The 25,706-nt window shown below is 60.2% G+C and carries 16 protein-coding genes and 3 pseudogenes; 8 read left to right on the top strand and 11 right to left on the bottom strand.

Annotated elements, in window-relative coordinates; all coding sequences use genetic code 11:
* The 3 genes from FQ192_RS34700 (at position 1) to FQ192_RS30460 (ending at position 5,857) form a co-directional block, all read left to right on the top strand.
* Positions 1–732, top strand: coding sequence for a transporter substrate-binding domain-containing protein (locus FQ192_RS34700; protein ID WP_256672407.1), 732 nt, complete (start codon positions 1–3; stop codon positions 730–732).
* The gene (locus FQ192_RS30465; RefSeq protein ID WP_256672406.1) at positions 732–3,560 is read left to right on the top strand and encodes an ATP-binding protein; all 2,829 of its coding nucleotides are present in this window, start codon (positions 732–734) and stop codon (positions 3,558–3,560) included. The genes FQ192_RS34700 and FQ192_RS30465 overlap by 1 nt, the downstream gene beginning before the upstream one ends.
* A 104-nt stretch (positions 3,561–3,664) precedes the next feature.
* Entirely contained in the window at positions 3,665–5,857 is a 2,193-nt protein-coding gene (locus tag FQ192_RS30460; protein ID WP_149661852.1) for an autotransporter outer membrane beta-barrel domain-containing protein, read from the top strand.
* Positions 5,858–5,909: 52 nt separating this feature from the next.
* On the opposite strand, the gene FQ192_RS30455 is transcribed toward FQ192_RS30460, so the two are convergent.
* The 6 genes and pseudogenes from FQ192_RS30455 to FQ192_RS30435 all read right to left on the bottom strand — a co-directional run bounded on the left by FQ192_RS30455 (position 5,910) and on the right by FQ192_RS30435 (position 11,637).
* On the bottom strand, positions 5,910–6,497 hold the full coding sequence (locus tag FQ192_RS30455; protein WP_149661851.1) for a fimbrial protein: 588 nt from the start codon (positions 6,495–6,497) through the stop codon (positions 5,910–5,912).
* 156 nt (positions 6,498–6,653) lie between these two features.
* Positions 6,654–7,409 carry an EAL domain-containing protein gene (locus FQ192_RS30450; RefSeq protein WP_149661850.1) on the bottom strand — a complete coding sequence of 252 codons (756 nt, stop codon included), beginning with the start codon at positions 7,407–7,409 and terminating at the stop codon, positions 6,654–6,656.
* Positions 7,410–7,429: 20 nt separating this feature from the next.
* Entirely contained in the window at positions 7,430–7,726 is a 297-nt protein-coding gene (locus tag FQ192_RS35200) for a FimD/PapC C-terminal domain-containing protein (RefSeq protein WP_372242372.1), read from the bottom strand.
* Positions 7,727–7,747: 21 nt separating this feature from the next.
* Positions 7,748–9,981, bottom strand: a pseudogene (locus FQ192_RS30445) (fimbria/pilus outer membrane usher protein); the annotation flags it as partial.
* Between the two features lie 96 nt (positions 9,982–10,077).
* Positions 10,078–10,818, bottom strand: coding sequence for a molecular chaperone (locus FQ192_RS30440; protein ID WP_149661849.1), 741 nt, complete (start codon positions 10,816–10,818; stop codon positions 10,078–10,080).
* Between the two features lie 231 nt (positions 10,819–11,049).
* Positions 11,050–11,637: a fimbrial protein gene (locus FQ192_RS30435; RefSeq protein WP_149661848.1), complete on the bottom strand. Its 588-nt coding sequence runs from the start codon at positions 11,635–11,637 to the stop codon at positions 11,050–11,052.
* Between the two features lie 310 nt (positions 11,638–11,947).
* Between FQ192_RS30435 and FQ192_RS30430 the strand changes: the two genes are divergently transcribed.
* The gene (locus FQ192_RS30430; RefSeq protein WP_149661847.1) at positions 11,948–12,571 is read left to right on the top strand and encodes a response regulator transcription factor; all 624 of its coding nucleotides are present in this window, start codon (positions 11,948–11,950) and stop codon (positions 12,569–12,571) included.
* Between the two features lie 184 nt (positions 12,572–12,755).
* On the opposite strand, the gene FQ192_RS30425 is transcribed toward FQ192_RS30430, so the two are convergent.
* The 3 genes and pseudogenes from FQ192_RS30425 to FQ192_RS30410 all read right to left on the bottom strand — a co-directional run bounded on the left by FQ192_RS30425 (position 12,756) and on the right by FQ192_RS30410 (position 20,574).
* Positions 12,756–16,358, bottom strand: a complete 3,603-nt coding sequence (locus FQ192_RS30425) for an ATP-binding protein (protein ID WP_149661846.1) — start codon at positions 16,356–16,358, stop codon at positions 12,756–12,758.
* A gap of 79 nt (positions 16,359–16,437) precedes the next feature.
* Positions 16,438–18,462: pseudogene (locus tag FQ192_RS34690) on the bottom strand (autotransporter outer membrane beta-barrel domain-containing protein).
* A 1,098-nt stretch (positions 18,463–19,560) separates the two neighbouring features.
* A complete protein-coding gene (locus tag FQ192_RS30410; RefSeq protein WP_149661843.1) occupies positions 19,561–20,574 on the bottom strand; it encodes a fimbrial protein in 1,014 nt (337 codons plus the stop codon).
* Between the two features lie 397 nt (positions 20,575–20,971).
* Here FQ192_RS30410 and FQ192_RS35195 point away from each other — a divergent pair.
* The 3 genes and pseudogenes from FQ192_RS35195 to FQ192_RS30400 all read left to right on the top strand — a co-directional run.
* A pseudogene (locus FQ192_RS35195) lies at positions 20,972–21,742 on the top strand (MCP four helix bundle domain-containing protein); the annotation flags it as partial.
* Entirely contained in the window at positions 21,725–22,597 is an 873-nt protein-coding gene (locus tag FQ192_RS35190) for a methyl-accepting chemotaxis protein (protein WP_372242371.1), read from the top strand. The pseudogene FQ192_RS35195 and the gene FQ192_RS35190, both read left to right, overlap by 18 nt.
* Positions 22,598–22,684: 87 nt before the next feature.
* Positions 22,685–23,308, top strand: a complete 624-nt coding sequence (locus tag FQ192_RS30400; RefSeq protein WP_149661841.1) for a response regulator transcription factor — start codon at positions 22,685–22,687, stop codon at positions 23,306–23,308.
* Positions 23,309–23,423: 115 nt separating this feature from the next.
* On the opposite strand, the gene FQ192_RS30395 is transcribed toward FQ192_RS30400, so the two are convergent.
* Positions 23,424–23,996, bottom strand: a complete 573-nt coding sequence (locus tag FQ192_RS30395) for a DUF4174 domain-containing protein (RefSeq protein ID WP_149661840.1) — start codon at positions 23,994–23,996, stop codon at positions 23,424–23,426.
* Between the two features lie 234 nt (positions 23,997–24,230).
* Here FQ192_RS30395 and FQ192_RS30390 point away from each other — a divergent pair, with 234 nt between their 5' ends.
* Positions 24,231–24,695, top strand: a complete 465-nt coding sequence (locus FQ192_RS30390; RefSeq protein ID WP_149661839.1) for a GNAT family N-acetyltransferase — start codon at positions 24,231–24,233, stop codon at positions 24,693–24,695.
* Between the two features lie 53 nt (positions 24,696–24,748).
* Here the strand turns inward: FQ192_RS30390 and FQ192_RS30385 are convergent, their stop codons facing one another.
* Positions 24,749–25,534, bottom strand: coding sequence for a sulfite exporter TauE/SafE family protein (locus tag FQ192_RS30385; protein WP_149661838.1), 786 nt, complete (start codon positions 25,532–25,534; stop codon positions 24,749–24,751).
* Positions 25,535–25,706 lie beyond the last annotated feature (172 nt).

Raw genomic sequence — 25,706 nt, 5'->3', positions numbered from 1 at the left:
ATGATCCGTCGAATGCTCATGGGCGTGCTGCTACTGACGTCGTTGCTGGCGTCTGCCGAACCGCTAACGCTGCTCAGCCGCTCCGCTGACAGCCACGTAGAGCCGACGCTCAGCGTCACGCAACGGCAATGGCTGGCGAAGAAAAGCGTGATCAACGTCGGCGTCTACCTGCCCGATCGTCCCCCCCTGGACATGACCACCAACCAGAAAGACTACGAAGGCCTGTCCGCCGATTACCTCGATGTGTTGGCCCGGGCTTTGGGCGTGCGTTTGCAGGTCAATCGCTACCCTACCCAGCAACAGGCACTGGCCGCCCTGCAACAAGGTGATGTCGATCTGGTGCCGCGCATCAATCACCTCGAACCGAACCACGGCGATATCGTGCTCAGCGCGCCCTATGCCTATGACCAGGCGGTGTTGATCAGCCGCTTCGGCACCCACTGGCCCAACGACAGAGTGCCTCGCGGCACCACCGTGCTGTTCGACCCGGACTGGATTCAGCAGGAACGCGTGGCCACGCTGTTTCCCGAGCAACAAGTGCAATCGGTGCTGTCCACTGAACAAGGCCTGGGCCGGGTGGCCTACGGCGACAACACCGCGCTGCTGACCGACGCGATTTCCGCGCAATACCTGCTGGAACGCAGCTATCAACAGAGCCTGAAACAGACGATCCAGCGCGACTCCGAAGGCCTGGGCTTCAGTTTTGCCCTGCGCCGCCAGGATGATAACTGATGACCTTGCTCAACGGCACCCTGGCGAAGATCTCCCCCCAGGACAGTGCAGTGATTGCCCGGCGCTGGGGCATCGGCACCAACCCGAAACTGGGTTACAGCCGCTTGCAACTGACCGCCGCCGAACAGCAATGGATCAAGGAACATCCCGACGTCGAACTGCTGGCCAACGAGCTCTATTCGCCATTCAGTTTCTTCAATGCCGACGGCCAACTGCGGGGCATGGCGGCGGACCTGCTGGAGATAATCAACGACCGTACCGGCCTGGTGTTCCGCCCGACCAAAATCACCTCGGTCGACGCCATGACCAGCCGCGTGCAGCGCGACCCGGTCAGCCTCATCGGCGCCCTGACCTACAGCGCCGAACGAGAACAGAACCTGATGTTTACCCGACCTTATGTGGTCAACCCGTTCGTGCTGGTGACCCGCACCCAGCCCGAGCATGCGGGGCTGGTCGGGCTCAAAGGCCTGTCCGTGGCCATCATCCGCGGTTCGGCCACCGCCAATTGGCTGGAACGGGAATGGCCGGACATTCGCCGGGTGGAAGTCGACACGCCGATTGAAACCTACGAATTGCTCGCCGAGGGCAAGGTTGAAGGCGTGGTCCAGCCGCAACTGGGCGCGGCATACCTGATCGACCGGTTTTTCCGTGGCCGGTTGCAAATCGATTCGGTGATCGGGTCGCCACCGGCGCTGATCGGTTTTGCCACTGGCACGCAGAACGTCGAACTGGTGTCGATCCTCAACAAAGCCCTGCTGGACATCCCGCCCAACGAGTTCAGCGACCTGGCCAACCGCTGGCAGAGCCCCCAGGAAAGCCCCGCAGGCTGGAATGCTTACAAGGACTGGTTGTACCGCGCCGTTGTCGGGGCGCTGGTGGTGTTGCTCGCTATCCTGGCGTGGAACCTGGGCCTGCGCCGGCAAATCGCCGAACGCTTGAAAGCGCAAAAAGCCTTGAACGACCAATTGGTGTTCATGAAAGTGCTGGTGGACGGCACGCCCAACCCGATCTACGTGCGCGACCGCCAAGGCCTGCTGCTGACCTGCAACCGCGCGTATTTGCAGGCGATGGAGGTCGAGCTCGACCAGGTGCTGAACAAAGGCTTGATCGAGGCCAGCATCATGGACCTCGATGCCGCCCGCAGTTACAAACGCATCCACCGCGCCACCCTCGACAGCGGCGAGCCGTCCTTCGACAACTTCGACCTGACCGTCAAGGACAAGACCTACCACATCTACCACTGGGCCCTGCCCTACCGCGATTCCGACGGCACCATGACCGGGGTCATCGGCGGCTGGATCGACCTCACCGAACAGCAGAACCTGCAACACGCGCTGCACCAGGCCAAGGATCAGGCCGAAGCCGCCAATCGGGGCAAGAGCCACTTCCTGGCGGTGATGAGTCACGAAATCCGCACGCCGATGAGCGCCCTGATCGGAGTCCTGGAATTGATGCGTAACGGGCGTCCTGACCCTGAGTTGGTCGACATCGCCCAGAAATCGGCCGGCGGCATGATGGAGTTGATCGGCGAGATTCTCGACCTGTCGAAGATCGAGTCGGGCAAGTTTGAACTGCGCTGCAGCAGTTGCCAGTTGCAACGCCTGGCACGCACGGTAATCCAGAGTTTCGCCAGCCTCGCCCAACAGAAAAACGTCGAGTTGAAGTTCGTCAGTCATGGCGAAGACAGCGCGGTGCAACTGGACTCGCTGCGCTTCCGGCAGATCCTGTCGAACCTGTTGAGCAACGCGATCAAGTTCACCCCGCAAGGGACGGTCACCGTCGAGTTGAGCCTGGACAGCGACGGGCCACTGGCCCACGTGCAACTGGCGGTGATCGACACCGGCATCGGCATGGATGAGCAACAGCGCCAACGGCTGTTCCAGCCCTACACGCAGTTCCAGAGCAGTGACACCGAGTTGCAGATCGGCACCGGCCTGGGCCTGGCGATCTGTCAGCAACTGTCGCAACTGATGGGCGGCCAATTGCAGTGCGCCAGCACGCCGGGACAAGGCTCGTGTTTCACCTTCAGCCTCGACGCGCCGCTGGTCGCGGTCGATGAAGCGCTGCCGGTGCTCGACACCGAACAGCTGCCGCCCCTGCCGTCGCGCCATGTGCTGATCGTCGAGGATCACGAGTTCAACCGCGTGGTCCTGCAACGACAACTCGAAGCCCTGGGCATGCGCGTCACCTGCGCCGAAAACGGCGTGGAAGGTCTGCGCCTGTGGGGCCGGGACACCTTCGATTATGTGATGACCGACAGCAACATGCCGCTAATGGCGGGCGACGAAATGACCCGCCAATTGCGCGCCATCGAAGCCGCCGAGGGCCGTTCGCCCACCCATGTCCTGGGGCTGACCGCCAACGCACAACCCGAGGAAGTCCAGCGTTGTCGGGACGCCGGCATGAACGATTGCCTGTTCAAACCGGTCACTCGCGATGCACTGGAACGTTATCTGCGCGAGGCGGAACTGGGACGTCAGGCCAGTGCGCCATGCTTCGATTTATCCAGGATCAGCGACATCACGGCGGGCGACGCAACGTTGACCCGCCAACTGCTGAGCACCGTGCTGCGCACCAACCAGGAAGACGCCGATGCCCTGCAAGCGCTGTACGCCGCCGGGGATCTGGACGCCACCGCTCGTCGCTGCCACAAGATCCTCGGCAGCGCGCGGATCATCCACGCCGCGCCGTTGATCAGCGCTTGCGAACAGCTTGAGCATGGCTGCCGGGACGCCGCGCCGGCAGCGGGTTTGAGCCCGTTGCTGGAGGCGTTTTTCACGCAAATGAAGCGCCTGCAGGACAGCCTCCGCGCCACGATCAACAGCTGACTTTGTAGGATACTTCCGACAAAAACTTGGGAAACACCTGCGTTACCGACACCCGCCAGCCCCGGAGAATCTGCGGCACTTTCCAAGCAGTCGGCAGGTGTCCCATGTCCAAATCAAATAAGCGTTTTTCTAAAGTATCGCTCTCGGGTGCTGTGTTGCTGCTGGGCTGCGCCGTTGAACAGGTGTCTGCCGAGAACTGCGACCAGAGCCGATGCCTGACCACGTTTCAGGAAAACATCCGGATGGACGACGGCAGTTCGCTGCAGGTCGGCACGGGCGGTTCTATCGTCAACAGTATGGTGATCAACGGGCGCCTGCGCGTCTGGGATTCGGGCTCAGTGATTGGCACGACCGTTAACGGCAACAACGGTTGGCTGGAAATCAATGACTCCGCGTCGGCGCAAGACAGCCTGTTGAACAACGGTCAGATGGTGGTCGTCGGCTCGGCCACGGCGCAGCATACGACGGTCAACAACGGCAATCTGGACGTCGCAAAACAAGCGTCGGTCAGCGATACCCAGCTCAACGGTGGTTCCATGTGGGTGTTCAACGAAGCCTCGGCCACGGACACCCGCGTCAGCAACAGCCAGATGACGGTGTATGAAAATGCCCACGTGCAGGACACCACCGTGAATGACGGCGGGGTCATGTCGGTCTTCGATTCGGCGTTTGCCAGCGATACCGTGGTGAACGACGGCGGCCTGTTCGAAGTCGATTCCGGCACCACCGTGCACAACACCACCGTCAACCAGGGCGGGCTCATGGCCATGGCCGATCGCGCCGAAGCCAGCAACACGTCGATCAACCAGGGCGGGGTCTTGCAGCTCAAGGGCGATGCGATCCTGGGTGAAAACACCCATGTCGACGGACAGGTCAGCTTTGCCGATCCGGCCATCAGCGGCTTCCATACCTTGTTCGTCAAAGGCCCGTTGAGCGGCAATGGCACCTTCATGATGAACACCGACCTGGCCGATCTGCGCGGCGACCTGATCAAGGTGCAGGGCGAGATCAGCGGCAATCACACGCTGGTGGTTGCCGACTCGGGCAAGGCCCCCGCGAACCCCTACGCCTTGGCGCTGGTGGACGGCAATGGCGGCCACGGCAGCTTCAGCCTGTATGGCAAGACCGTGGATGCCGGGGCCTTTCGCTATGAGCTGCAACACGTTGGCGAAGATTGGTATCTGATGAACTCGGCGGATGTCGATCCGATCAACGATCCCGATGGCTCGAAAGTCCCACCGGTCGATCCGGTCACCCCGGTAACACCGATTGACCCGACAACGCCGGTCAATCCCGTCACGCCGGTCAACCCGCAGGAAAAGCCGGCGATCCCTGCCGAGCTGGCCAAACCTGCCCAGCCTGTGCACCGCCCTCAAGCGCAAACCCTGAGTAAGGGCGCCAACGCGGCGGTCGCCAGTCACGCCGCCAGCGCCGCACTGATCAGCGCCCAGATGAGCGCCACCCTCGGCCATTTCGGCGAGCTGCGTTCGGGCAAGGATCAGGGCGGTTTGTGGACCCGTGGCTACGGTGCCGAGCAACACCTGGACACCGGCGCCAGCCGCGCCTTCGACCAGCAGATCAACGGCTTCGAGGTCGGCGCCGACAAGGCCATGTCGTTCGCCGATGGCACGCTGTACGTCGGAGCTTTGTTTGGCCAGGGCAAGGGCCGGCAGTCGTTCGGCGAGGCCAGCAAAGGCACCACCGACAGCACGACCCTCGGCGGTTACGCCAGCTACCTGGACCGTAGCGGTCTGTATGTCGACGGCACCGTGAAATATAGCCGCCTGGACAATGAAACCAAGATCACCAGCAACCTGGGCAACAAGGTCAAGGCAAAATTCAAGAACCACGCGGTGACGGCTGACGTGCAAGTGGGCAAGCACATTGACCTGAGCCAAGGCTGGTTCGTCGAGCCGCAAGCCGGCCTGCAAGTAACCCGCATCAGCGGCAGCCGCTACGCCGCCAGCAACGGCTTGACGGTGGAGCAGGATGCGATGTTGTCCGTGCAGAGCCGGATCGGCGGTGTGGTCGGTCGTGACCTGAAACTGGACAACGGCATGACCGTCAAACCTTACGCCAAGGCGAACTGGATCACCGAGCATGCCGGCAAGAGCAACGTGAAGGTCAGCGGCGCGAAACTCGACAGTCGCCTGCCGGGTTCCCGGGCCGAGATCGGTGGCGGGGTCATGATCAGCGTCGCCGACAAGCACAACCTCTATGCCGAGGCCACCTACACCAAGGGTCGCGGCATCGAACAGCCGATGGCCGTGACCGTGGGTTATCGCTACACCTGGTAATCGCGCTGCGGCGGTGAAAAAGGTCGGGTGTAAAAACCCGACCTTTTTGCGTTTACTCGTAGCGCAGGACAAACGGCAGACTGCCATTGGCGGCGCCCGGCACTTCGGCGCCGGAAGTGCGCAAGTAGGTCGCGCGCAACGCGATATTCGCCGTCCCTACCCCGTCTTCATCAATGTCCAGCGGTGCCGAAATGCTCGGCGCGCTGGACATGTCGATGATGTCATTGGCGCTGTTGACCAGCGCAATCGCCGCACCGCTGGCGCCACCCGGCGACAGGGCCAGCAGGCGACCGTCGATGCTATCCAGGCCACTGCCGCTGTTCGGGTCGAAGCTCATGATCACGCTGCTCAAGGCACCGACGCCGCTTGGGCAACCGATGTCGAAATTAAGGTCCGTGACCGCCACGCCGACATTGCCCACACCCGGCGACGCCACTTGCAGGTCGGCAAAGGACACATCGCCCATATCAACCAGGATATTGTTACCGGTGCCGGCACTGGCATCACCGCCCGGGGTCACGGTGCAACTGGCGTTATTGAGTTCGCCATTGAATTGCAAGGTGCCGCTGGCAGCGAAAGCGCTACTGGACAGTGCCGCATGGGCGACGATGGCCAGGGCCAATAAGGAGGTTTTTTTCATACACAGTTCTCGTGAAAAGGGTGCTCGTGAAAATGATGGGGACCTGCTTCCTGCAAGTCCTTCAGAATTTACCAACCGCCCCTGGGCTGCGTGGTAGGAACGATCCGCCATGCAGGTAGGACCGAGTGCGCAAAACCGGTAGGACATCTCCCACAGCTACCTGAGATTCAAGTGTTCACGCCGGAAATCTTTAGCCGCTTCAAGGGTCAGGGGCCGGGAATACCAGACGCCTTGCACGGTGGTGCAGCCCATCTGCTTGAGCGCATGAATCTGGAAAAAGTTATCGACGCCCTCGGCCACAGTCTCCAGCCTCAAGGACTCCGCCAGAGCCAGGGTCGCCTTCACGCACGCCAGGCTCTTGTGCTCAGTGGCCATGGCGTAGATCAACTGGCGAGGGATTTTCAGCAGGTCCACCGGCAGCTCGCACAGGCGTTCGAAGTTGGAGTGTCCCTGGCCAAAATCCTCCAGAGCCAATTGCGCGCCCAGGGCTTTCAAGCGCTCCGCCCCTTGCAGAACCCGGGCGTAATCGACGTCGATCTCGCCTTCACCGGTGATTTCAAAGGTAATACCCAACAGGTTGGTGGTGGCCGGGGCGAACGCCTGGACAATGCGCTCCACCATCGCCCTGTCCGCCAGTTGGGTAATGTCCACATCGACATGAATCGCCTCCAGTACCTTCAGGTCCCGGGCGGCCTGTTCGTACAGGCTGATCGTCATGTCATCGAGTACGCCGCTGCGGCGCGCCATGGGCATGAAGACCTCGGGCGGGACACCCTGCCAGCGTGGATGCACGCAACACGTCAGCGCTTCAAACCCGACGACGCGACGCTGGGGCACATTAATGATGGGCTGGTACAGGGGCGAGACGTGTTTCAACAGGTCAGTGGCAGGAAGCAATCGATTGATGTTCATGAACAGGCTTCCTTGCGCAATTACTGACAGGTCAGGGTTTTACTCTGGTAGTTCTCGCCCGGGACTTTTTCGCTCATCACGTACTGCGCCCAGCAGCTTTGATCAGCCCATTTGACCTGCAACTTGCCCTCGGTCTTTTCCACCAGGACCAGCGCCGTTTGGCGTGGATCGACCACCGCCAGTTGCTGCCCTTCTTCGTCCTCGACCACCGCGCCAAACGGAATCTTGCCTTTGAGGTACTGGAAGGTCGCTTCCAGGCGCAGGCCGCTCTTGGCCTTGAACGTAGCCTTGGTGATCGCACCGCGACGTGGAATCACCTGCTGGCTGGTGCTTTCCAGTTCGATATCGGCGCCCAGGTCCTGGGTATTGAGACTGACGAAGTTGCCGCGATACGGTTGCGAGTTGGGAATGACCGCGTAGCCGTTGGCCGCGGTCTTGACCCCGGCATAACGCCCGACCTGCACGCCCGGTGTGTTCTCGACTTCAGCCAGGGTGAAGGTCTCCCCCACCGGCTGGCCGAAATTGACTCCGCCAGCATGGGCGACCACGGAGCCCCGGGCACTCAGGTTGGCCGACTTGTAAGCGCGACCCTGGCTGTAGCCGGCGCCGACGTTGGCGTAAGGGGTCTTGGCATTGATTTGGCCATCGCCGCTGTACTCGCCGGTGACGCTCCGATTGCCACCCACGGAGAAGGTCATGTCATTGCGTCCCGCAAGGTAACCACTGACGTTGGCATTGGAGTTGGTGCCGGTGCTGTCATGGGCCGAACTGAAACTGGCCCGAGGCGCACGGCCTTCATCGCCCAGGGGAAAGGAGACGCTGAAGGTCGCCTGGGTATCCCGACTGCGGGACCCACCCTGACCGGAATAGGCGCTCTGGCTATCGGCGTAGCGGGTATGAGTGACGTCGAACGAATAGTTCGCCTTGCCCCAATAGTTGGAATAGCCGGCCTGCAACGAGCGGGTCTGGCCCGGCAGATTCCAATAGGTCTGATCGCTGGCGGACAGGTACAAAGAGCCAAACCCCTGGCCCATAACCTGGTTGGCCGTGAGGTTGAAGCGCGACTTGGCCCGGCCTCGGGCTGGTTGCCCCGGATCGCGGTTTTCATCGTCAACGTGCTCGCTGAAGGTCCGATAACCTTCAGTGGAATAGCGATAACCGGCCAGGGTAAAGGTGGTGCCGGTCAGGTTCAGGGTCTTGCTGTAGAGAAAGCGCAAACTCTGGCCGGTGTTTTTTCCTTGGCGGGTCGTGCTGCTGGACTGGGTGGCATCCACCGAAATCGCCCCTGCCGGGGTGTTGAAACCGGCCCCGGCGTTGGTCGCGCTGAAGCCATCGCTCAACATCACGCCGCCGAACGTGGTGACGTATCGGTCAAGCCGTAGACCAGGTTGCCGGTGCCGAACATCGGCGAATCGCCTTCGCCGTTCAGGTCGTCGAATTGCCCCAGGTCGAGGTTGTAGCGAAAGCTGCCGCGTCGCACCAGGATCGGCAGCGAGGCAAACGACTGGGTGAACGTACGCACCTCACCATCGGCTTCGGTAATGCTGATTTCCAGGTCACCGTTGGAGCCGCTCGGGTAAATGTCCGTCAGCTCGAACGGTCCCGCCGATACGGTGGTGGTGTAGAGGCTGAAACCGTTCTGCTTCACTTCCACCGTGGCGTTGCTGTTGGCCACGCCACGGATCACCGGCGCATAACCGCGCTCGCTGTCCGGCAGCATCGCCAGGTCGGAGCCCAACTGCACGCCCTTGTAGCGCACGCTGTCGAAAATCTCAGAATCGGAATAGGTCTGGCCGACCGTCAACTGGCTGCGCAACGAGGTGATATCGCGTTGGGCGTAGGTGCGGTTGCTGTTGAACAAGCCAGGGCTGTCGGTGCTTTTGGAATAGCTCGACTCGTTGCGCAACCGCCACGGCCCGAGGTTCAGGCCATTACGCAGGTTGGCGTTCAGACTGTCGGTAGTCGCAAAATCGTTTTTGCGCCGGTTGCCGTTGACGCTGTAGTCCATGAAGGCCGCCGTGACACCTTCGTCCCACAACGATGGGTCGACGTAACCCCGGGCCGAGCGGCTCATCATCGCCTGGGGGATGCTCAGATACAGGCGCAGCAGGTTGGCCTGGTACTCACTGCTGAACTGCGGGATCAGCGCCTTGATGTCGATGCAACTGTCGGTGTCGGCGTCCTTGCTCAGGGTGCCGGCGGTGACCAGGCTGTCGATGTCCACGCCGAACTGGCGCAGCAGGGTCAGGGTCAGGCACGGCGTTACGTCACCATCGTCCTGCTGCGTGAATGTCATGTCCTGGCGCCCGCTCAAGCTGCGATTGACGTAAATGTCCACGCGGTAAGTACCTGGCAATACGCTGTTGCCGTCGATGAATTGCTTGAGGTCGGCGGGCTGGCCCAGGCCTTGAATGAATGACGTGTTGAAGGTCACCGGGGCCGAGTCATCGGCCGCCTCAGCCAAACCTTGCACGGACAGGCCCAGGGCTACCGCCAGGCTCAAGCGTGACAGCCGCGACGGTTGGTCAAAACGCTGTGAGAGGGGGCTGTGGCGGTGATGGCGTGTACGCATGACAAAAACCTGGATTCATTTTTTCGAGGCAAAGCCCGGCCAACGGACGTTTGCTGGAAACGTCCGGGCGGCTTTAAGAGGAGCGAAGGCGAACGGTTACTGAGCGTCGACCCGGGTGGCGGTGCTGCTGGAAGCGGCTTGCAGTTTGGTGCGATAGGTCTCCTGGCCGCCCCAGTCATTGATGCTGCGGAAGCTGAACTCGGCGCCGACCTTGAACCCGCCGTTGTTGACCTCGAAGGTCTTGCGTTCGCCGGGGGCCACCATGAAGCGCTCGGCCACCAGGTTGCTGAAGGCGGGCATCTCGCCGAGCAGTTGCACCATCGACACGTGGTAGGCGCTCGGGTTGTGAACGCTCAGGCGCTTGCCGCCGTCTTCCAGCTGCCATTGCAGAGAACCGGCAGCGTCCTTGGCTTCGCCCGTCAGATTGGCCGGGCGGTAGAACACCTTGATCTTCTGGCGCACGGCGATTTGCAGGGTGTTCTTGCCTTCGACGCTGGCAGGGATTTCCTGCACGCTGAGCCACACCACCGACTCACGGTCCTGGGGCAAACCCGCCCCTTTGTACAGAACCCGCAGCAGTTGTTGGCCGTTGGCGGCCATTTTGGTCAGGGGTGGTGTCACGGCAAACGGTACGGCCCCGTCGCCTTCCTTGCCGTTGTCCAGCCAGGATTGCAACAGGATCGGTTTTTCACTTTCGTTGCGAACCGTGATGTTTTCTTCCTTGTTCTTCGCCTCAAAAATGATCCGCGTGGCGCCCAGGGAAATACCCGCCTGGGCATTGGAAAGAACCACGAATGGCAACAAGCAGAACAGCGCTTTAAATGTGCACTTGAACATACAACCCTCAACGTCATTAAGGCATTTTGAATATCTGGACCTGCGAGTGCACAACCACTCTCAACCCTTAAAACCGAACCATCTCAAACACACTTCATTGACGACGCGACCGATATCAGACAACAGCGACACATGCGCCAACCCGTACACTAAAAAAAGTAACAACAGACAAAAATAAAACACTACCGAACGCATGTTAAAAAACGTCGCATTCGGTAGTGGTCACATCACTTACTCGTAAGTCAGCACGAACGGCAGGCTGCCGTTTGCAGCGCCTGGCGTTTGAGCGCCAGTGGTACGCAGGTAAGCAGCTGCCAGGTTAATCTGGGCGGTGCCAGCACCGGTGCCCGCGTCAACGGTCAGGGCGGCACGGACTTCCGGGTCCTTGGACATGTCGATGATGTTGCGGTTGCCATCAACCACGGCGATCGCAGCACCGGCTGCGCCACCTGGAGCCAGGGCCAACAGACGGGCATCGGCAGTGTCACGGCCCGAACCGGCTTGCGGGTCGAAGTTCAGGACTACGGTGTCGTAGGCGCCCACGCCGGTACAGCCGATGTCGAAGCTCAGGTCGGTGACAGCAACGCCTACCGAACCTTTGCCTGGCGCAGCGGTTTCCAGGTCGCTGAACGAAACGCTGCCCATGTCGACAACGATGTTGCTGCCGGCACCGGCGCTGGCGTCGCCACCCGGGGTCACGGTGCAACTGGCGGCAGTCAGGTTACCGGTGAACTGCAGGGTGCCGCTTGCAGCGTTGGCAGTGGAGGACATGGCAGCGGCAGCAGCAATGGCCAGGGCAATAAAGGAAAGTTTTTTCATGATGCGTTATCCGTTCGAATTAATTGTCCTGCGTTGGCAGGTAAAACTAGATTAATTCGCGGGGCGGGAAATTATTGTAGGACCGGTCCATAACATGCGTCAGATTAGAACTTACATTGCTGTAGGACCGAGACTACAAACAATGATTGCACTGATATAAATCATTATCAGCGCACCCACTTAATGCCCACTATTTTTAATAAGCCGCATCATTTACCCTTGTATTGATCCGAATTCACATCGAGAATGATGGCACTTTACCTCTTCACACTTCTTTTACACTTATTTTTCCCACCCGCTGAGAGAAACAATGAAAGTCTTAGTCGTTGACGACCATCAAATCGTTACCCTGGCGGTTACCAATCTGCTTCATGGACAAGGCTTCGAAGTTGTGGGCGATGCCACCACCGGCATTCTCGCTATCGATGGGGTGCGCAAGTTGAAACCGGACCTGGTGATACTCGACGTCGACATTCCACAACTGGATGGCTTGAGTGTCATGAAGCGCCTGTCCAGCTTCAATCCCAAGCCACGGATCCTGATCTTTACCGGGGCGAAAAACTCACGCCTGCCCCAGCGCTGCCTGCAAGACGGCGCGTCGGGGTATGTGAGCAAGGAAGGCACCATGGGTGAACTGCTGAACGCGTGCCTGGCGATCAAGGACGGTTACACCTGGTTCAAGGCCGACACCATCGACTCGGTGCGCGAAGAGGACTTCAAGACCGACGAGGACGACGCGGTGAAAAAGCTTTCGCCTCGGGAGATGAACGTGTTGCGCTGCCTCGCGGCGGGCCTGACCAATATCAAGATCGCCGAGTCGCTGCACATCAGCAATAAAACCGTCAGCACCTACAAGACCCGTCTTCAGGAAAAACTGCGGATCGACAGCATTGTCGAACTGGCGGAATTCGCCAAGCGGCATGGGTTGGTCTGAATCCCACCGCCGACCCCGGGGCGAGGCTTGCCCGCAAAGGCGATCTCACATACGCCATCGCTCGTAGGAGCAAAGCTTGCTCGCGATGGCGATCTCGCGGACGCCTTCGCGGGCAAGCCTCGCTCCTACAGGTTGGGTGGCGATTTCAAGGACGCCATCGCGAGCAAGCTTTGCGCCTACCCTTCTACCCTCCCAACAACGCCTCTTCCAATTGCAGCAGGTTCGCCTTCAGGTGATGCACCTGCACCAGGCAATTCTCTTCCTGGCGCTGTTCGGCAAACGCCTGCAAACGCCGACAGTCATCCACCACATCATGGGCATCGATGATCTTCGCCGCGCCCTTGATCTTGTGCGCCAGGCGCGCCAGTTCCGGTAGATCACCCTCGGCAATCAGCGCATCGAGCAGCATCCGGTCCTCCTGGTTGCTGCGCACCACCTGCGCGATAAAGGTTGCGTGGGCTTCTGCCCCCAGGCCATTGACCTTGGCCAGTGCTTCGGCGGAATACGGCAGGGTCCGGTCAGGAAAGGCCAACTGGATACGATTGAGCAAGTGGTCCAGGGTCAACGGCTTGAACAGGCAGTCATTCATGCCCGCCTGCAAGCACTGCTTGACCACTTCGGTCTGGGCATTGGCGGTCAGGCCGAACACCGGGCACGCCAGCCGCTGCTGCTCGCGCTCCCAACTGCGCAGGCCCTGGGTAAAGGCAAAGCCATCCATGTTCGGCATGTTGCAATCGGTGATGACCAGATCGAACGCCGGATCGGCGTGCCTGCACAGGGATAATGCGCGCTCACCGTCTTCGGCGGACTCGGCGCGATGCCCGGCAAACTCCAGTTGCTGGCACAACAGCAAGCGGTTGGCGGCGTGATCGTCCACCACCAGCACGTGCAGTGAACGCCCCAGCATTGGCGCCACGGGAGCCGGCTCCGGCGCTTGCTGCTCCTCACACAACGGGGCGTTGAACACCAGGCTGAACGTCGAACCCGTCTCCAGCTCGCTTTCCACCTGCAACTCGCCGCCCAGCAACTCCGCCAGACGTCGACAGATGCTCAAGCCCAGGCCGGTGCCGCCCTGGGTGGCGCTGCCGCGACTGGTCTGGATAAACGGTTCGAAAATCGCCAGTTGCTGGGCCGGTGACAAGCCATGGCCGGTGTCGGTCACCTGGATCATGAAGTGCCCTACCCCGTCCGCCGGCCCCTGCGCACCATCAAACACGGCGATTTCAATGCTGCCCTGATCGGTGAACTTGATTGCGTTACTCAACAGGTTGGAGACGATCTGCTTGAGCAGCAACGCATCGATCAGCACGTGGTGGTGACGCACCTCCAGCACCAGGTCGATTCCCAGCCCCTTATTGTGGGCGCTGGTTTCGAATAGCTTGAACACCGAGTGCATCAACTTCGGCAAATCGGTTGGGCGCGGCGACGGCTTCATCGCCCCGGACTCGATTTTTGACAGGTCGAGAATGTCACCGATCAGCGACAACAGTGCCTGGGCCGACTCGTGGGCGACGTCCACTGCCTCGCGCACCTGCCGGGCATCGCCGCCCCGGCGCTGGAGCAATTCCAGCAGGCCGATAATGGCGTTCATCGGCGTGCGGATTTCATGGCTCATGCTGGCCAGGAACACCGACTTGGAACGGTTCGCCGAATCGGCGGTGTCCTTGGCTTGGCGCAGTTCCTGGAGTATCTGCTCGCGCTCGGTGAGGTCGATCCAGCCACCAATGATCCCGATCACCTGCCCATCGGCGTTACGGAACGGCAAGGTCCAGTGATAGATGCGGTACGCCTGGCCACAGACTTGCACTTCCATGTCGGCGAACGTCGGCTCACCGTCGAGCAAGGTGCGTTCGTAGAACTGCTGGTAGCGCTCGTTGAAGTGCGGCGTCATCAGCGGGGTTTCGCACAGTCTTTTGCCGACGACGATGTGGCGCTCGGTCTGCAAAAAATCCAGGTAGGACTGATTGCATTGCAACAACCGCCCTTCGTGATCGCGCACGTACAACGCCACCGGTGATCCGTCGATCAAGGTCCGGGTGAACTCCAGTTGATCCTTGAGTTTGCGTTCGGCGGCATGACGCTGGTTGATCTGGCGGCGCAGGTAACGGTTCCAGGCCAGGAACAGCACCCCGCACAGCACAGCGATGCCCGTCGCCTTGTAGACAAAGTCCCGGTAGTTGACCCAGGAACTGGCCACGGGCGGGGTGAAGTGGCTGCGCCAGCGCTCGGTCATCTGTTGCAGGTCTTCGGGGGCGATATCGAGCAACGCCTTGTTGATGATGTTGATCAGGATCGCCTGATCTTCCCGGGCCGCCAGGCCGATACGGGCCATGTCCGGCCCCACGGAAGCGCGGACGGCCAGGTGGTTGGGGTAGAAGTTCTTGATGAAATAATCGGCGCCCATCTGGGTGTTGATGGCGCCATCGACTTCGCCCTCCATGAGCATTTCCATGCCGCGCACGGTGCTGTTGACCTCGACCAGAGCGATGCGTGGATAGTGCTGGCGGAACCACGGAATCAGCGTACTGCTGGCGGCGACGGCGATGGAACGGCCATTGAAGGCACTGATTTCGTTCAAACCCGTGGCGTCGACACGGCTGATCAACACCAGCGGATTCACCGCATACGGGCGACTGAAGCGCAGGCTGGGGGTCCATTCCTGCGCCACGCCCAAGGCACCAATCAAGTCGACCGAACCCTCGCGCAGGCGCTCGACCATGTCGATGATGTTGTTGGTGCGCACCATCACGAATTGCAAACCCGTGCGCTGGGCGATGCGTTGCACAATGTCTGCGGTCAACCCGCGATGTACGTCGTGCTGATCATAGAACGTCATCGGCGCGTAACTGCCGCTGACCGCTACCTTCAGCGTTGGATGCCGGGCAATCCAGCGCTGTTCTTCCTGCGTGAGGTCGAGCATCGACGGCATTTGCGCATAGCGGATGGCCAGGTCCCAGCGAGAAGTGATGCGCAGGCGTCCGGCCAGGGGAATGGCGTCCAGGGTCTGATTGATCGCCAGCAGCAGTTGCGGATTGGCGGCGCCGACGGCGAAGGTGATGTTGAAGTCCGGCACCACCGCATCACCGGCGATATAGGCACCGTTGTAAAACGCATTCTTGATCAGGTAATCCGCCGAGGCCGCATCGCTCCAGAACGCATCGACCTGGCCATGCACCACCGCCGACAAGGCACTGAGCGCCGATTGCACGGGCACCAGCAGCGCCTCCGGGTATTGGGTTTTCAAGCGATGGTACAGGTCTTGATCATTGGCAAACGCCAACCGCTGCCCCTTCAACCGATCCAGCGCCTGCGCGGTATCGCCGGTGCCCTTGACGATCACCGCGCGGTCCAGCAGATAAGGTTTGGAGGTCAGGATATCTTCGCGACGAATGCCGTGACGGGTGTAGAGCCCCAGCATGTGCACCGTACCGGTGACCAGGGCCTGCTCGGCCTCTTGGCGGCTGTGATAGCGGTAAATCTGCACGTCGGCCACGCCCAGGGTATTGCGCAAGACACCGAGGTAGTCCGCCGCCACGCCTTCGAATTTGTCGGCTTCAAAACCGATGTCGAACGGCGCAAACGAATCGCCCCAGATACCCACCCGCAGCAGCGGATGCTGACGCAGCCACGCACGGGTGGCCGGGGCGAATTCGACCACTGGCGCGATGACCGGGGTGTGCACCAACAGTTGCAATTGGGCAGGCTGGGCCATCGCACAAGCGCTGAGCAATAGCCACGTCAGTAACAACCAACGGGTGACACGGACGTGGCGTAAAAAATCGGTCAAAAAACGTTATCCCTAACTCTACAGACAGCGGGGTCCGGCAGTGATCCGGCATCCTGGATGCCGGATCACTGCCTGTGGCTTACCAGAGGTAGCGATAACCCAGGGTCAACCCCCACGGTTGCTTGATGTCATGGCCCTTGGCGAATTCGGCGTCGAGGGCGATCTTGCTCCGCTCGCTGACCTGCACAATGCCGCCGAAACCCAGCTCCAGACGATCCCCCGGCACCTCGGCCTTGAGCCGCGTGCCGTTGACCTTCACCGTGCTGGCACCTGCGTGTTCAGTGATCCACGACGCCTTGGCGTAGGGCTGCACCTCAATCCCGTTGCCGAGGGTCATGCGCCGGCCGAACAATGAGCCGACACGACTTTGCAATGAGTTCATGTCATCGGCATCGACGCGCAAACCATTAGAGGCGGTGTAGTCGCCGCCGGTCGTATGGGTCGCCGTGACCTCGATTTGCGGCTCGACGAACCAGCCCTTTTCGAGCGCAATGTGGCGGCCGATCTCAACGTCCATCCCTACGCCGTGGCTGGTGTAGGCCCCTTTCACCGGGTTCCCGAGGTTGGTCGGGGTTTTGATTTCGTTATCGAAACGGCTGTACTTGGCCACCGTGTCGACATACACGCCGCTATCGTGCAGGTAAGTGGCGTAGGTCCCGATCATCCGGCTATCGACGTTGCCGGAAGCGCCTTCGCCGAAGTTCATGGTCGAGTGCGCGCCGCCCACCACGCCACCGACGTACAACTTGCCGGCGCCCAACGCAAAGGCCTTGTCGACACCGACTTCCATGCCGGTGACGTTTTACGTGAAGGCGCGACTGGAGCCTTCGGCCACCTCGAAGCGTCGACCGATGGCCCGGGTCCAGATCCCGCCCTCATCCTTGCCCATGCGCAACTCGCCCAGGCGCTTGACCAGCGCGTTCATCTGCGCGCTCCACAGCGTGGCGCCAGCGGTTTGTGCGGAGATGGCGGCGTTGGCGCCTTTGGACAGGTTGGCAGGGCCTGGATCAACAGTGACCGGAGGGGTGATCGGCGGTGTGATCGGATCGGTTGGTTTTTCGGGATCGACCGGGGGAATGAGCGGATCAGTCGGCGTTTTCGGGTCAACCGGGTCACTTGGCGATTCAGGATCGACGGGAGGCTGAATCACCGAACTGTTGCTCAGAAACCAATCGTCGCCCTGCTGGTTGAGGGTGTAGCGAAACGCACCGGCATCGACGTGCTCACCATACAGACCGAACGTGCCGCTGCCGCCATTGCCATCCACCACCCGCAGTTGCTGGCCGGGACCGCTCGGGCTGTGGCCGGAGTCTTCGATAAGCAGGGTGTGGCGGCCGGAAATTTGCCCGTTGACCCGCAGCAGATCGCCCTGCAGCGTCGCCAGGTCGGTGCGCATGTCAAAGCGGCCGGAACCTGTCAGGTCTTCGTTGACGGTCAGGGTCTTGAACGTGCCGGACAGCGATGGATCAAACACCACGTGGCCGTTTTGTTGATCCAGCGTCCCGACGTTGGAATCGGCGGTCATGAGCCACAGGCTGTTGTCCAGCTCCAACTGTTGCAGACCGCTGATCGAACCGCGCAATGCGGATTGCTCTTTCAACATCACGCCGACGTCCTGGCCTTCCACCAGGATATCGCCCTGCAAGGTCGAGCCGACTGCTGCGACCGAGACGTGCTGGTTATCGACCAGGCTGCCGTCGGCCAACTCACGGACGCTGGTGCGCAACACCTGCTCACCGGCGACACTGCTGTTGAGCAGTTCCAGGCGCAAGCCACCGGAGATATCGAACGCCGCGTGCTGCGCGCTGATGTCCGAGTCTTGCACATGCAAGACGTTGATCTGCCCGGTGCGGGATAGCGAACGAACCGCCGCGCTGTCCTCGCCCCGCACGTGCACCAGTGCATCCGCCAGGCTCATGCTGCCGCCGTCTTGCAGCAACAAGCCGCGAGCCCCTTCACCGTCGGCATTGAGAGTCAGGCCTTGGGCCAGGACATGGGCCGGGCCGTAACTGACGATGCCCATGCCACTGCCGTCGATATTGATCAGGGCATTGTTGAGGTTGATCCGTGCGCCACTGCCCACGGCAAACACCCCGGCGCTCATGCCGTGGGTGTGAATGTCGATGTCGGTGCCGGTCAGCGTCGAACCATTGTCGGCGTAGAGACCGTGGGCATTGTCGCCGAAGGTTTCGACCGAGGCTTTCTGCAGGTCGATCGTCGCACCGCTTTGGGCGAAGGCACCGATGGCGCTGATGCCACTTGTGGTGATGTGAACATCCTGGGCCAGTACCTGGCTGGTGGCGCTGGCGGCCCAGAGGCCATGGGCGACCTGCCCGGCGGTGTTGATGCTGGTTCGTTGCAAGTCGACCTGGGAATCACGATTGGCGTTGATGCCCTTCGCGCTGTCACCAGTGGTCTGGATCAGGCTGTCGACCAGTGTGGCACTGGCCCGTTGCTGATCACTGGTGCCCCGCAAATACAACCCATCGGCGGCGCGGCCCTGGGTGGCAATCGTGCTGAGCACCAGGCCGAGGGTGCTGGTCCCGGTGGCATTTACCCCACGAGCGCCGGCGCCCTGGGTGATGACGTCGACCGAATCCAGCGCCAGTTTTGCGCCGCTGCCGAGGGTGGCGCCGTGGGCATTGTCGCCCTGAGTCTGGACGGTGCCGGTGCTTACACTGATCAGGCTGTCGACGCCATTGGCCGCCAGGGCCGAAGCGTTGGCGCCAGTGGTGGTGACCGTCACGTTGCTCAGGATCGCTTCACCGGCCAGCACCTGGGCGGCACTGCTGCCGCGACCGCTGGTGCTGAACGTGCTGTCGCTGATTTTGGCGCTGGCCGCCGCGCCGTCGACCAGCAACACCGGTTCATTGTCGCCACTGGTGCTGACGTTGAGTTTTTTCAGGGAGAGTTGATCGCCGCCTCCCAATTCGATGGAGGCGGCGTTGGCTTCGCCGAAAGCCAGGCAGGCGAGGGAAATGCCTGCAGCCAGGGCGTGGGGTTTGGATAGGAGGCGGCGCACGGAGTCGTCCTTGTGAGTTGAGTTGGGATGCAGGAAAAGTGCGTGGCGCGCAAGCAATGGGCGCGGCACTTAGTGCTCATCAATCTTCAACCGGTGACTTAATGCACAACGTAGGACCAGTCCGTTAATCAATGTCATCCCATTCCTTGCAAGAATGTTGAATGGTCCTACACGCTCTCGTTATTCAACGATCGTTTCAAAAACCAGTTGGGTATCAATCACGCCACCCTTTGATGTTTCATCGGGGTTATTTTGCAGTTCGGCGATGAATTCATACTTAAGGCCTTTAGGGCTGATCGTGGTCGAACCGTTACTCGATAACTTGTAGCGCTTCGATAGATCGATGGCTTTACCCGTACCATCTTTCAACGCTATTTGAAGTCCCTTGGCGCAGTTGGCGCACACATTATTTTGCAAAGCCGAGCCATCAACACGAATACGTTCGGAACGGAAGTTCAACGACACGGTGTCATTGAAGCGCTTGCTGTCCGTTTGGTCCGTGCATCCCGAAAATTCAATATTGAATCGCTCGGAAGCTCCGGCCTCAGACACTTCGCCAAAGTCCACCAAAATGTCACTATTCACCAATGTACAGGTGGTAATAATGACCGTCCCTTCTCCGTTTTTTACACCCAGTAACGCGTTGCTGTAGGGCGCGCCAGGAGTCGTGGTGCCGCGGGCCCACGAGATCCAAATCCATTTTTTGTAGGGCGCCAACGCATAAGCGCCGGGATTTGAAAGCCTGTATTCATTTCGTACGAAATTCTTTCGTGCATAGCCGCTTTGCGGGAACGGCTTGTCGAGATAAATCTTGGTTGGAATAGAACCAAAGGGTGCAACCGTTGCACAGTTGGCTGGGGAGACGTCAAGGTAGATCCCGTTAATCGTCGACCTGCAATAAGGTACCGCGCCTCCGAGCCCCCAATACATCACATAAATCTCACGATTGTAGACTGGGGTTGGAAGTGAAGTGCAACCACTGACTGTCCAGCCAAACTCGTAATACCCCACCACATCCAGATAATTGGCGGTCGCCAGATCAGCCGTCATCACACTGTTAGAGTGAACATCATCAAAATCACACCAGGCCGATGCACCTGCCGCACGAACACCCGAGGCATAGAACAAAGACAGAAAACACACCAGCAATAAACGAAACACTCTAGGCACCCATTCGATCAATTCGATACGCAAACAACATGCAGGTCCGTGGCGTTTTCGTCGCGTAAGGAAACCCGTCGATAAAAACTTCAATCGCGCCAGATTAAGACTGAGAACGGAGCATGAATGTAGGAGCAGTCCGATGCCGATGTCGGATTACACGCGACCACTGCGTAAGACACGTACCACCAATGTGAAACCGCCTAGCCCCGAGCGGCATCCCCTGAACCTTTCATACGCATTCTTGTAGGAAACATCCTTCACCGAAACCGGAGCATTCCTCGTTACTCCTGCGCTTCGCCGCAGCAAAATTCGTTGTTGTTTCTCCAATCCTTGCGTGCAAATCCCATAAAAAAATCGCCCTCTCGCCAACCAGGCGCTGAAGCGGCGGCCTGCAAACCCGGCTCATTAGAACCCCAAGGATTAACCGATGAATTTACGAAACCTGAACATTGCGCCCAGGGCGCTGCTGGGCTTTTCCCTGATCGCGATCATGATGATGATCCTGGGCGGGTACTCACTGACGCAGATGAATGCCATTGCCAAGCTCGGCCAGGATGTCGCCAACAGCGATGTACCCAGCCTGGTCAAGCTCAGCGAGTTCAGTTACATCATCCAGCGGCAACGCAACCTCAATCAGCAACTGAGCAACACCTACGACGCCGATCTCCAGGAGAACCTCATCAAAGAACTGGCGGTGCTGCAACAAATGACCCGTGACACCCAGCACGACTACACGCCGTTCATTTCCAGTGCCGCCGAGCGCTCCAGCTACGACACGCTGGTCAAACAACAATTGCACTATGAAAAGCTGGAAGGACAGTTGATCCGCTTGTCCCGTGATGGCGCGCGCGAAGCGGTGGCGGCCCTCATCGGTGGCACCTTGCTGGACAGCTACACGGCCAGCAGCGATCTGATCAATGCCATGATTTCGATCAACGCCGATCAAAGCAAAGTTGCCGCCAAGACCAACGCCGAACAGTTCGGTATCACGGTGAAGGCAACCATCGCCCTGCTGCTCCTGTCCACGGCGATGACCCTGCTCTGCGCCTGGCGCCTGACCATCAGCATCACCCGCCCGATCAACCTGGCCCTGGAGGTGGCCGACGAAATTGCCCAAGGCAATCTCACGCGCACGATCTCGGTCGAAGGCAAGGACGAAGCCGCCCGCCTGTTGGCGGCGATGCAGAAGATGCAAGGCACCCTGCGCGAGACGCTGCAGAAGATCACCAACTCAGCGACCCAATTGGGCGGCGCCACCGCTGAACTTGATTGCGTCACAGCCGAAAGCGCCCATGGCATCACCCAGCAGACCCTGGAAATCCAGCAGGCCGCCACCGCCGTCACACAAATGACCAGTGCCGTGGAAGAAGTTTCGCGCAACGCCACCAGCACCTCCCTCGCCTCGCAAAATGCCCTGCGCTCGGCCGAAGAAGGCTGTGTGCTGGTGGGCGAAACCCTGGTCGCCATCGAAAGCATGAGCCAGGACGTGCAAGGCGCTGCGGACCTGATCACGGCGCTGGCCGTCGAGTCCCAGGACATCGGCCGGGTGCTGGAAGTGATTCGCGGGCTGGCGGACCAGACCAATCTGCTGGCCTTGAACGCGGCCATCGAGGCGGCGCGCGCCGGTGAAGCCGGACGTGGTTTTGCCGTGGTGGCCGATGAAGTGCGGGCACTGGCTCATCGCACCCAACAGTCCACCAGCGACATCGAGGCGATGATCACCAGCATTCAAAACGGCACCGAAAACGCCGTGGCATCGATGCACCAATGCACGGCGCGCACCGTGTCGACCCTGGACATCGCCAAAGGCGCGGGAACGGCGCTGCAAACGATCAACATTGCGGTGATCGAAATCACCGAGAGCAACCTGGTGATCGCCGCCGCCGCGCAACAACAGGCGCAAGTGGCCCGTGAAGTGGACCGCAACCTGCTCAACATCAATGACCTGGCATCGCAATCGGCCACCGGCGCCAGCCAGGTCAGCGCCGCCAGTAACGAGTTGGCGCGGTTGGCGGCGGACCTCAATGAGATGGTCGTCAAGTTCCACATCTGACCTCCAGCCACCGATCCCCTTTAACTCCAGCCTTGCTGGAGTTTTTTGGCTGAATGTCAGTAGAAAACCCAAGCCGAGGGCCCACCCATGAAAGTGCTGATCGTCGATGACCATGCGGTTGTGCGCATGGCCGTCGGCATGATTCTGACCCGCGAAGGCCATGAGATCGTCGGTGAATGCGAAAACGGAATGGAGGCCATCAGCAAAACCCTGGAGCTGAAACCGGACGTGATTGTGCTGGACCTGGATATCCCGTTGATTGATGGTATGAGTGTCATCAACCGGATAAAAGCCAGCCCCGTGCGCACGAGAATTCTGGTGTACACCTCGATGAAAAACCCGGTGTACGCCACGCAATGCCTGCGCGCCGGCGCCGCCGCTTTTCTATCGAAAGTCGGCCAGCCAGGGGAGATCATTGCGGCGTTGCAAGCGATTGCCAGCGGCAAAAGCTATTTCCCCATCGACACGATGGACTCGGTACGACGCAGCGACTTTGCCGAAGATGACGAACAACTGCTCAAGCGCCTGTCGCGCCGTGAACTCAGGGTGTTGCTGGGCCTTGCCCAAGGCAAGAGCAACATGCTCATCGCCAGGGAAATGCTGCTCAGCAATAAAACCATCAGCACCTACAAAACCCGCGTGATGCAGAAATTGAACAACGCGACATTGTTGGAGATGGTGGAGTTTGCGCGGCGTAATCAACTGATCTGAGTGAGGCGGCATAGGAAGAAGGCATGCCGCTGATCTTGTGGCAAGGGGGCGTGCCCCCCCTCGCCACAGGTTATTCATCCGCCTTGGGACTGAGTGTCAAACCCAGGATGGGTACTCAATCATCCGGCATTTCAGGCGGTTTGGCTGGCTTGGCCGGTTTGCCTGGTTTGGTGCCCTTGGCGGCCTTGGCGCCTTTGGTCGTGGCCGGTTCGGCCGCCACCGGTGGCGGGGTCGGTGCAGCCACTTCCTTCTCCTCTGCCGGCAGGGCATCAATGGTGGCGAAGACTTTCTTCAGATCGACCGACTTCGACTCGTCCCCCGACACGTTGATTTTCTCATTGCCATCCTTGCCCAGCAGGATGACCTTGGGTAACGCGCCGGCACCGAGCTTCAGCGAGCGGATCAGCGCCATGGTGTCCTGTTGCCCCATGTCCTTGCCGTCGAGCTGACCGGACATATTAAGCACGCTGTACACCTTGATGTTGCGCTCGGCGATCCCCTGTTTGTTGGCCGGATCCTCGAGCGACTTTTTCAAGCTTATCCACACCGGGTCAATGGTGCTGGACGTGATCACGATCAGGGGCCTCGCCCTGCCCTTATCGACATCCAGCGGCGAATCGTCAGCGACGGCGAGCAAGGGGCCGGCAAATGCCAGCAGGGTTGTCAGGGTCAAAGACCTGATGAGCATGCGCATCTCCTTTTGATATCCACGCTCTAATGATTGCGCATTGCCGCGATCGTTCCGGGTGACGATCCGCAAATGTGTTTCGCTTAGCCCCAAGCTTAGGTCAGGGCCGACATTGCGCAACAAACTGTGAAGGATTGTGAGCGCGCTTTGATTCGTTTTTATGATCGTTTAGGGTGGGTCGTGATGTCCGCGAGCGAATCGCCAGGGGCCGCAATACAGGAGCTTCAATCCACCATGGAAATCGACTACCTCTGTGACCATCCCGAGCTGATCCACGAATTGGCCGAACTGAATTTCAAGGAGTGGGGCCACTTTCGCGCCGACGACACCGTCGAGGGGCGGATCGAACATTTGCAGGCCAACGCCGGAAAAGGCTCGGTGCCGACGGTGATGGTCGCGATCGAGGGTTCACAATTGCTCGGCGGCGCCATGCTGCTGACCCGCGACATGGCCGCGCGCGCCGAACTGACGCCGTGGCTGGCCGGGGTCTACGTCAAGGCAGAACACCGCGGCCGGGGCATCGCCTCGCAACTGGTGGCGCGCATCGTCCAGGAAGCCGCGTCGCTGGGCGTGCCGCAACTCTATCTGTACACCGACACGTCACAGACCCTATATGCGCGCCAAGGCTGGGAAGTGCTGGAGCAGCTGGTTTACCAGGGGCTTGATGTGACGGTGATGACGCGTGGGACCACCACCTGATTAACGTGCGACACGCCACAGGTCAAGGTTGAATCAAGGAGATCGGGGGTAGATCAGAACGCGAGTTTATAGCCGATCAACAACAGCATCGTTGCCAGACACGGGCGTAGCAGTTCATCAGAAATGCGCCCGGTCAGGTGGCTGCCCAGCCAGATCCCCGGCAGCGAACCGATCAGCAGGAAACCCAGCACATGCCAGTCCATATTGCCCATGCTCGCGTGGCCCAGGCCCGCCACCAGGGTCAGGGGCACGGCGTGGGCGATTTCGGTGCCGACCAGGCGGCGGGTTGGCAGCAATGGATAGAGGATGAACAACGCCACGGTGCCCAGGGCGCCGGCGCCGATGGAGGTCAGGGCAACCATGGTGCCGAGGATCAGGCCGGTGATGACGGTCATCACGTTCAGGCGCGTGCCACTGGGGTTGTAGTTGCCACCGGCGCGTTTGTGGGCGAAGTCGAGCAGGCGCTTCTTGAAGAAAATCGCCAGGGCCGTGGCGAACAGCACAAAGCCCAACGCCTGCTTGATGATGGCGTTCATCGCCTCGGGCGCGGTGTGCAGGCTGCTGAGAAACCACAGGGTCATGGCCACCGCCGGCACGCTGCCGAGGGTCAGCCAGCCGGTAATCGCCCAATCGATATTCTTGTTCTTGCGGTGCACCAGCACGCCGCTGGACTTGGTAATGGCCGCGTACAGCAAGTCCGTGCCCACCGCCGTGGCCGGGTTGACGCCAAACCACAACAGGATCGGCGTCATCAGCGAACCGCCGCCCACGCCGGTCATCCCGACGATAAAGCCCACCACCAAACCTGCGACGACTAATCCGAAATTACCGAAATCCATTAACACGCCCACAAAAACCGCATGAAAAATCTGGCCCGCAGCATAGCGATTTTTCTTATAACCACTTATATCGATGCGGTCTATCGTTATGCCCAACCCCGCATACCTGTAGGAGCGAAGCTTGCTCGCGAAGGGGCCGGCACATCCACTATTTACGTTGCCTGACACACCG

The organism is Pseudomonas sp. ANT_J12 (assembly GCF_008370045.1).
GTDB lineage: Bacteria > Pseudomonadota > Gammaproteobacteria > Pseudomonadales > Pseudomonadaceae > Aquipseudomonas.
The sequence above is the reverse complement of the archived record's forward strand: the minus strand, read 5'-3'. Positions and strand labels throughout refer to the sequence as shown.

What these genes read in the sequence shown, in the direction of transcription:
- FQ192_RS30450 (WP_149661850.1), bottom strand. Translation starts at nt 7,409, where the DNA reads ATGAACATCAATCGATTGCTTCCTGCCACTGACCTGTTGAAACACGTC.
- FQ192_RS30455 (WP_149661851.1), bottom strand. Translation starts at nt 6,497, where the DNA reads ATGAAAAAAACCTCCTTATTGGCCCTGGCCATCGTCGCCCATGCGGCA.
- FQ192_RS34700 (WP_256672407.1), top strand. Translation starts at nt 1, where the DNA reads ATGATCCGTCGAATGCTCATGGGCGTGCTGCTACTGACGTCGTTGCTG.
- FQ192_RS30395 (WP_149661840.1), bottom strand. Translation starts at nt 23,996, where the DNA reads ATGCTCATCAGGTCTTTGACCCTGACAACCCTGCTGGCATTTGCCGGC.
- FQ192_RS30460 (WP_149661852.1), top strand. Translation starts at nt 3,665, where the DNA reads ATGTCCAAATCAAATAAGCGTTTTTCTAAAGTATCGCTCTCGGGTGCT.
- FQ192_RS30465 (WP_256672406.1), top strand. Translation starts at nt 732, where the DNA reads ATGACCTTGCTCAACGGCACCCTGGCGAAGATCTCCCCCCAGGACAGT.
- FQ192_RS30430 (WP_149661847.1), top strand. Translation starts at nt 11,948, where the DNA reads ATGAAAGTCTTAGTCGTTGACGACCATCAAATCGTTACCCTGGCGGTT.
- FQ192_RS30435 (WP_149661848.1), bottom strand. Translation starts at nt 11,637, where the DNA reads ATGAAAAAACTTTCCTTTATTGCCCTGGCCATTGCTGCTGCCGCTGCC.
- FQ192_RS30440 (WP_149661849.1), bottom strand. Translation starts at nt 10,818, where the DNA reads ATGTTCAAGTGCACATTTAAAGCGCTGTTCTGCTTGTTGCCATTCGTG.
- FQ192_RS35190 (WP_372242371.1), top strand. Translation starts at nt 21,725, where the DNA reads ATGCAGAAGATGCAAGGCACCCTGCGCGAGACGCTGCAGAAGATCACC.
- FQ192_RS30390 (WP_149661839.1), top strand. Translation starts at nt 24,231, where the DNA reads ATGGAAATCGACTACCTCTGTGACCATCCCGAGCTGATCCACGAATTG.
- FQ192_RS30385 (WP_149661838.1), bottom strand. Translation starts at nt 25,534, where the DNA reads ATGGATTTCGGTAATTTCGGATTAGTCGTCGCAGGTTTGGTGGTGGGC.
- FQ192_RS30400 (WP_149661841.1), top strand. Translation starts at nt 22,685, where the DNA reads ATGAAAGTGCTGATCGTCGATGACCATGCGGTTGTGCGCATGGCCGTC.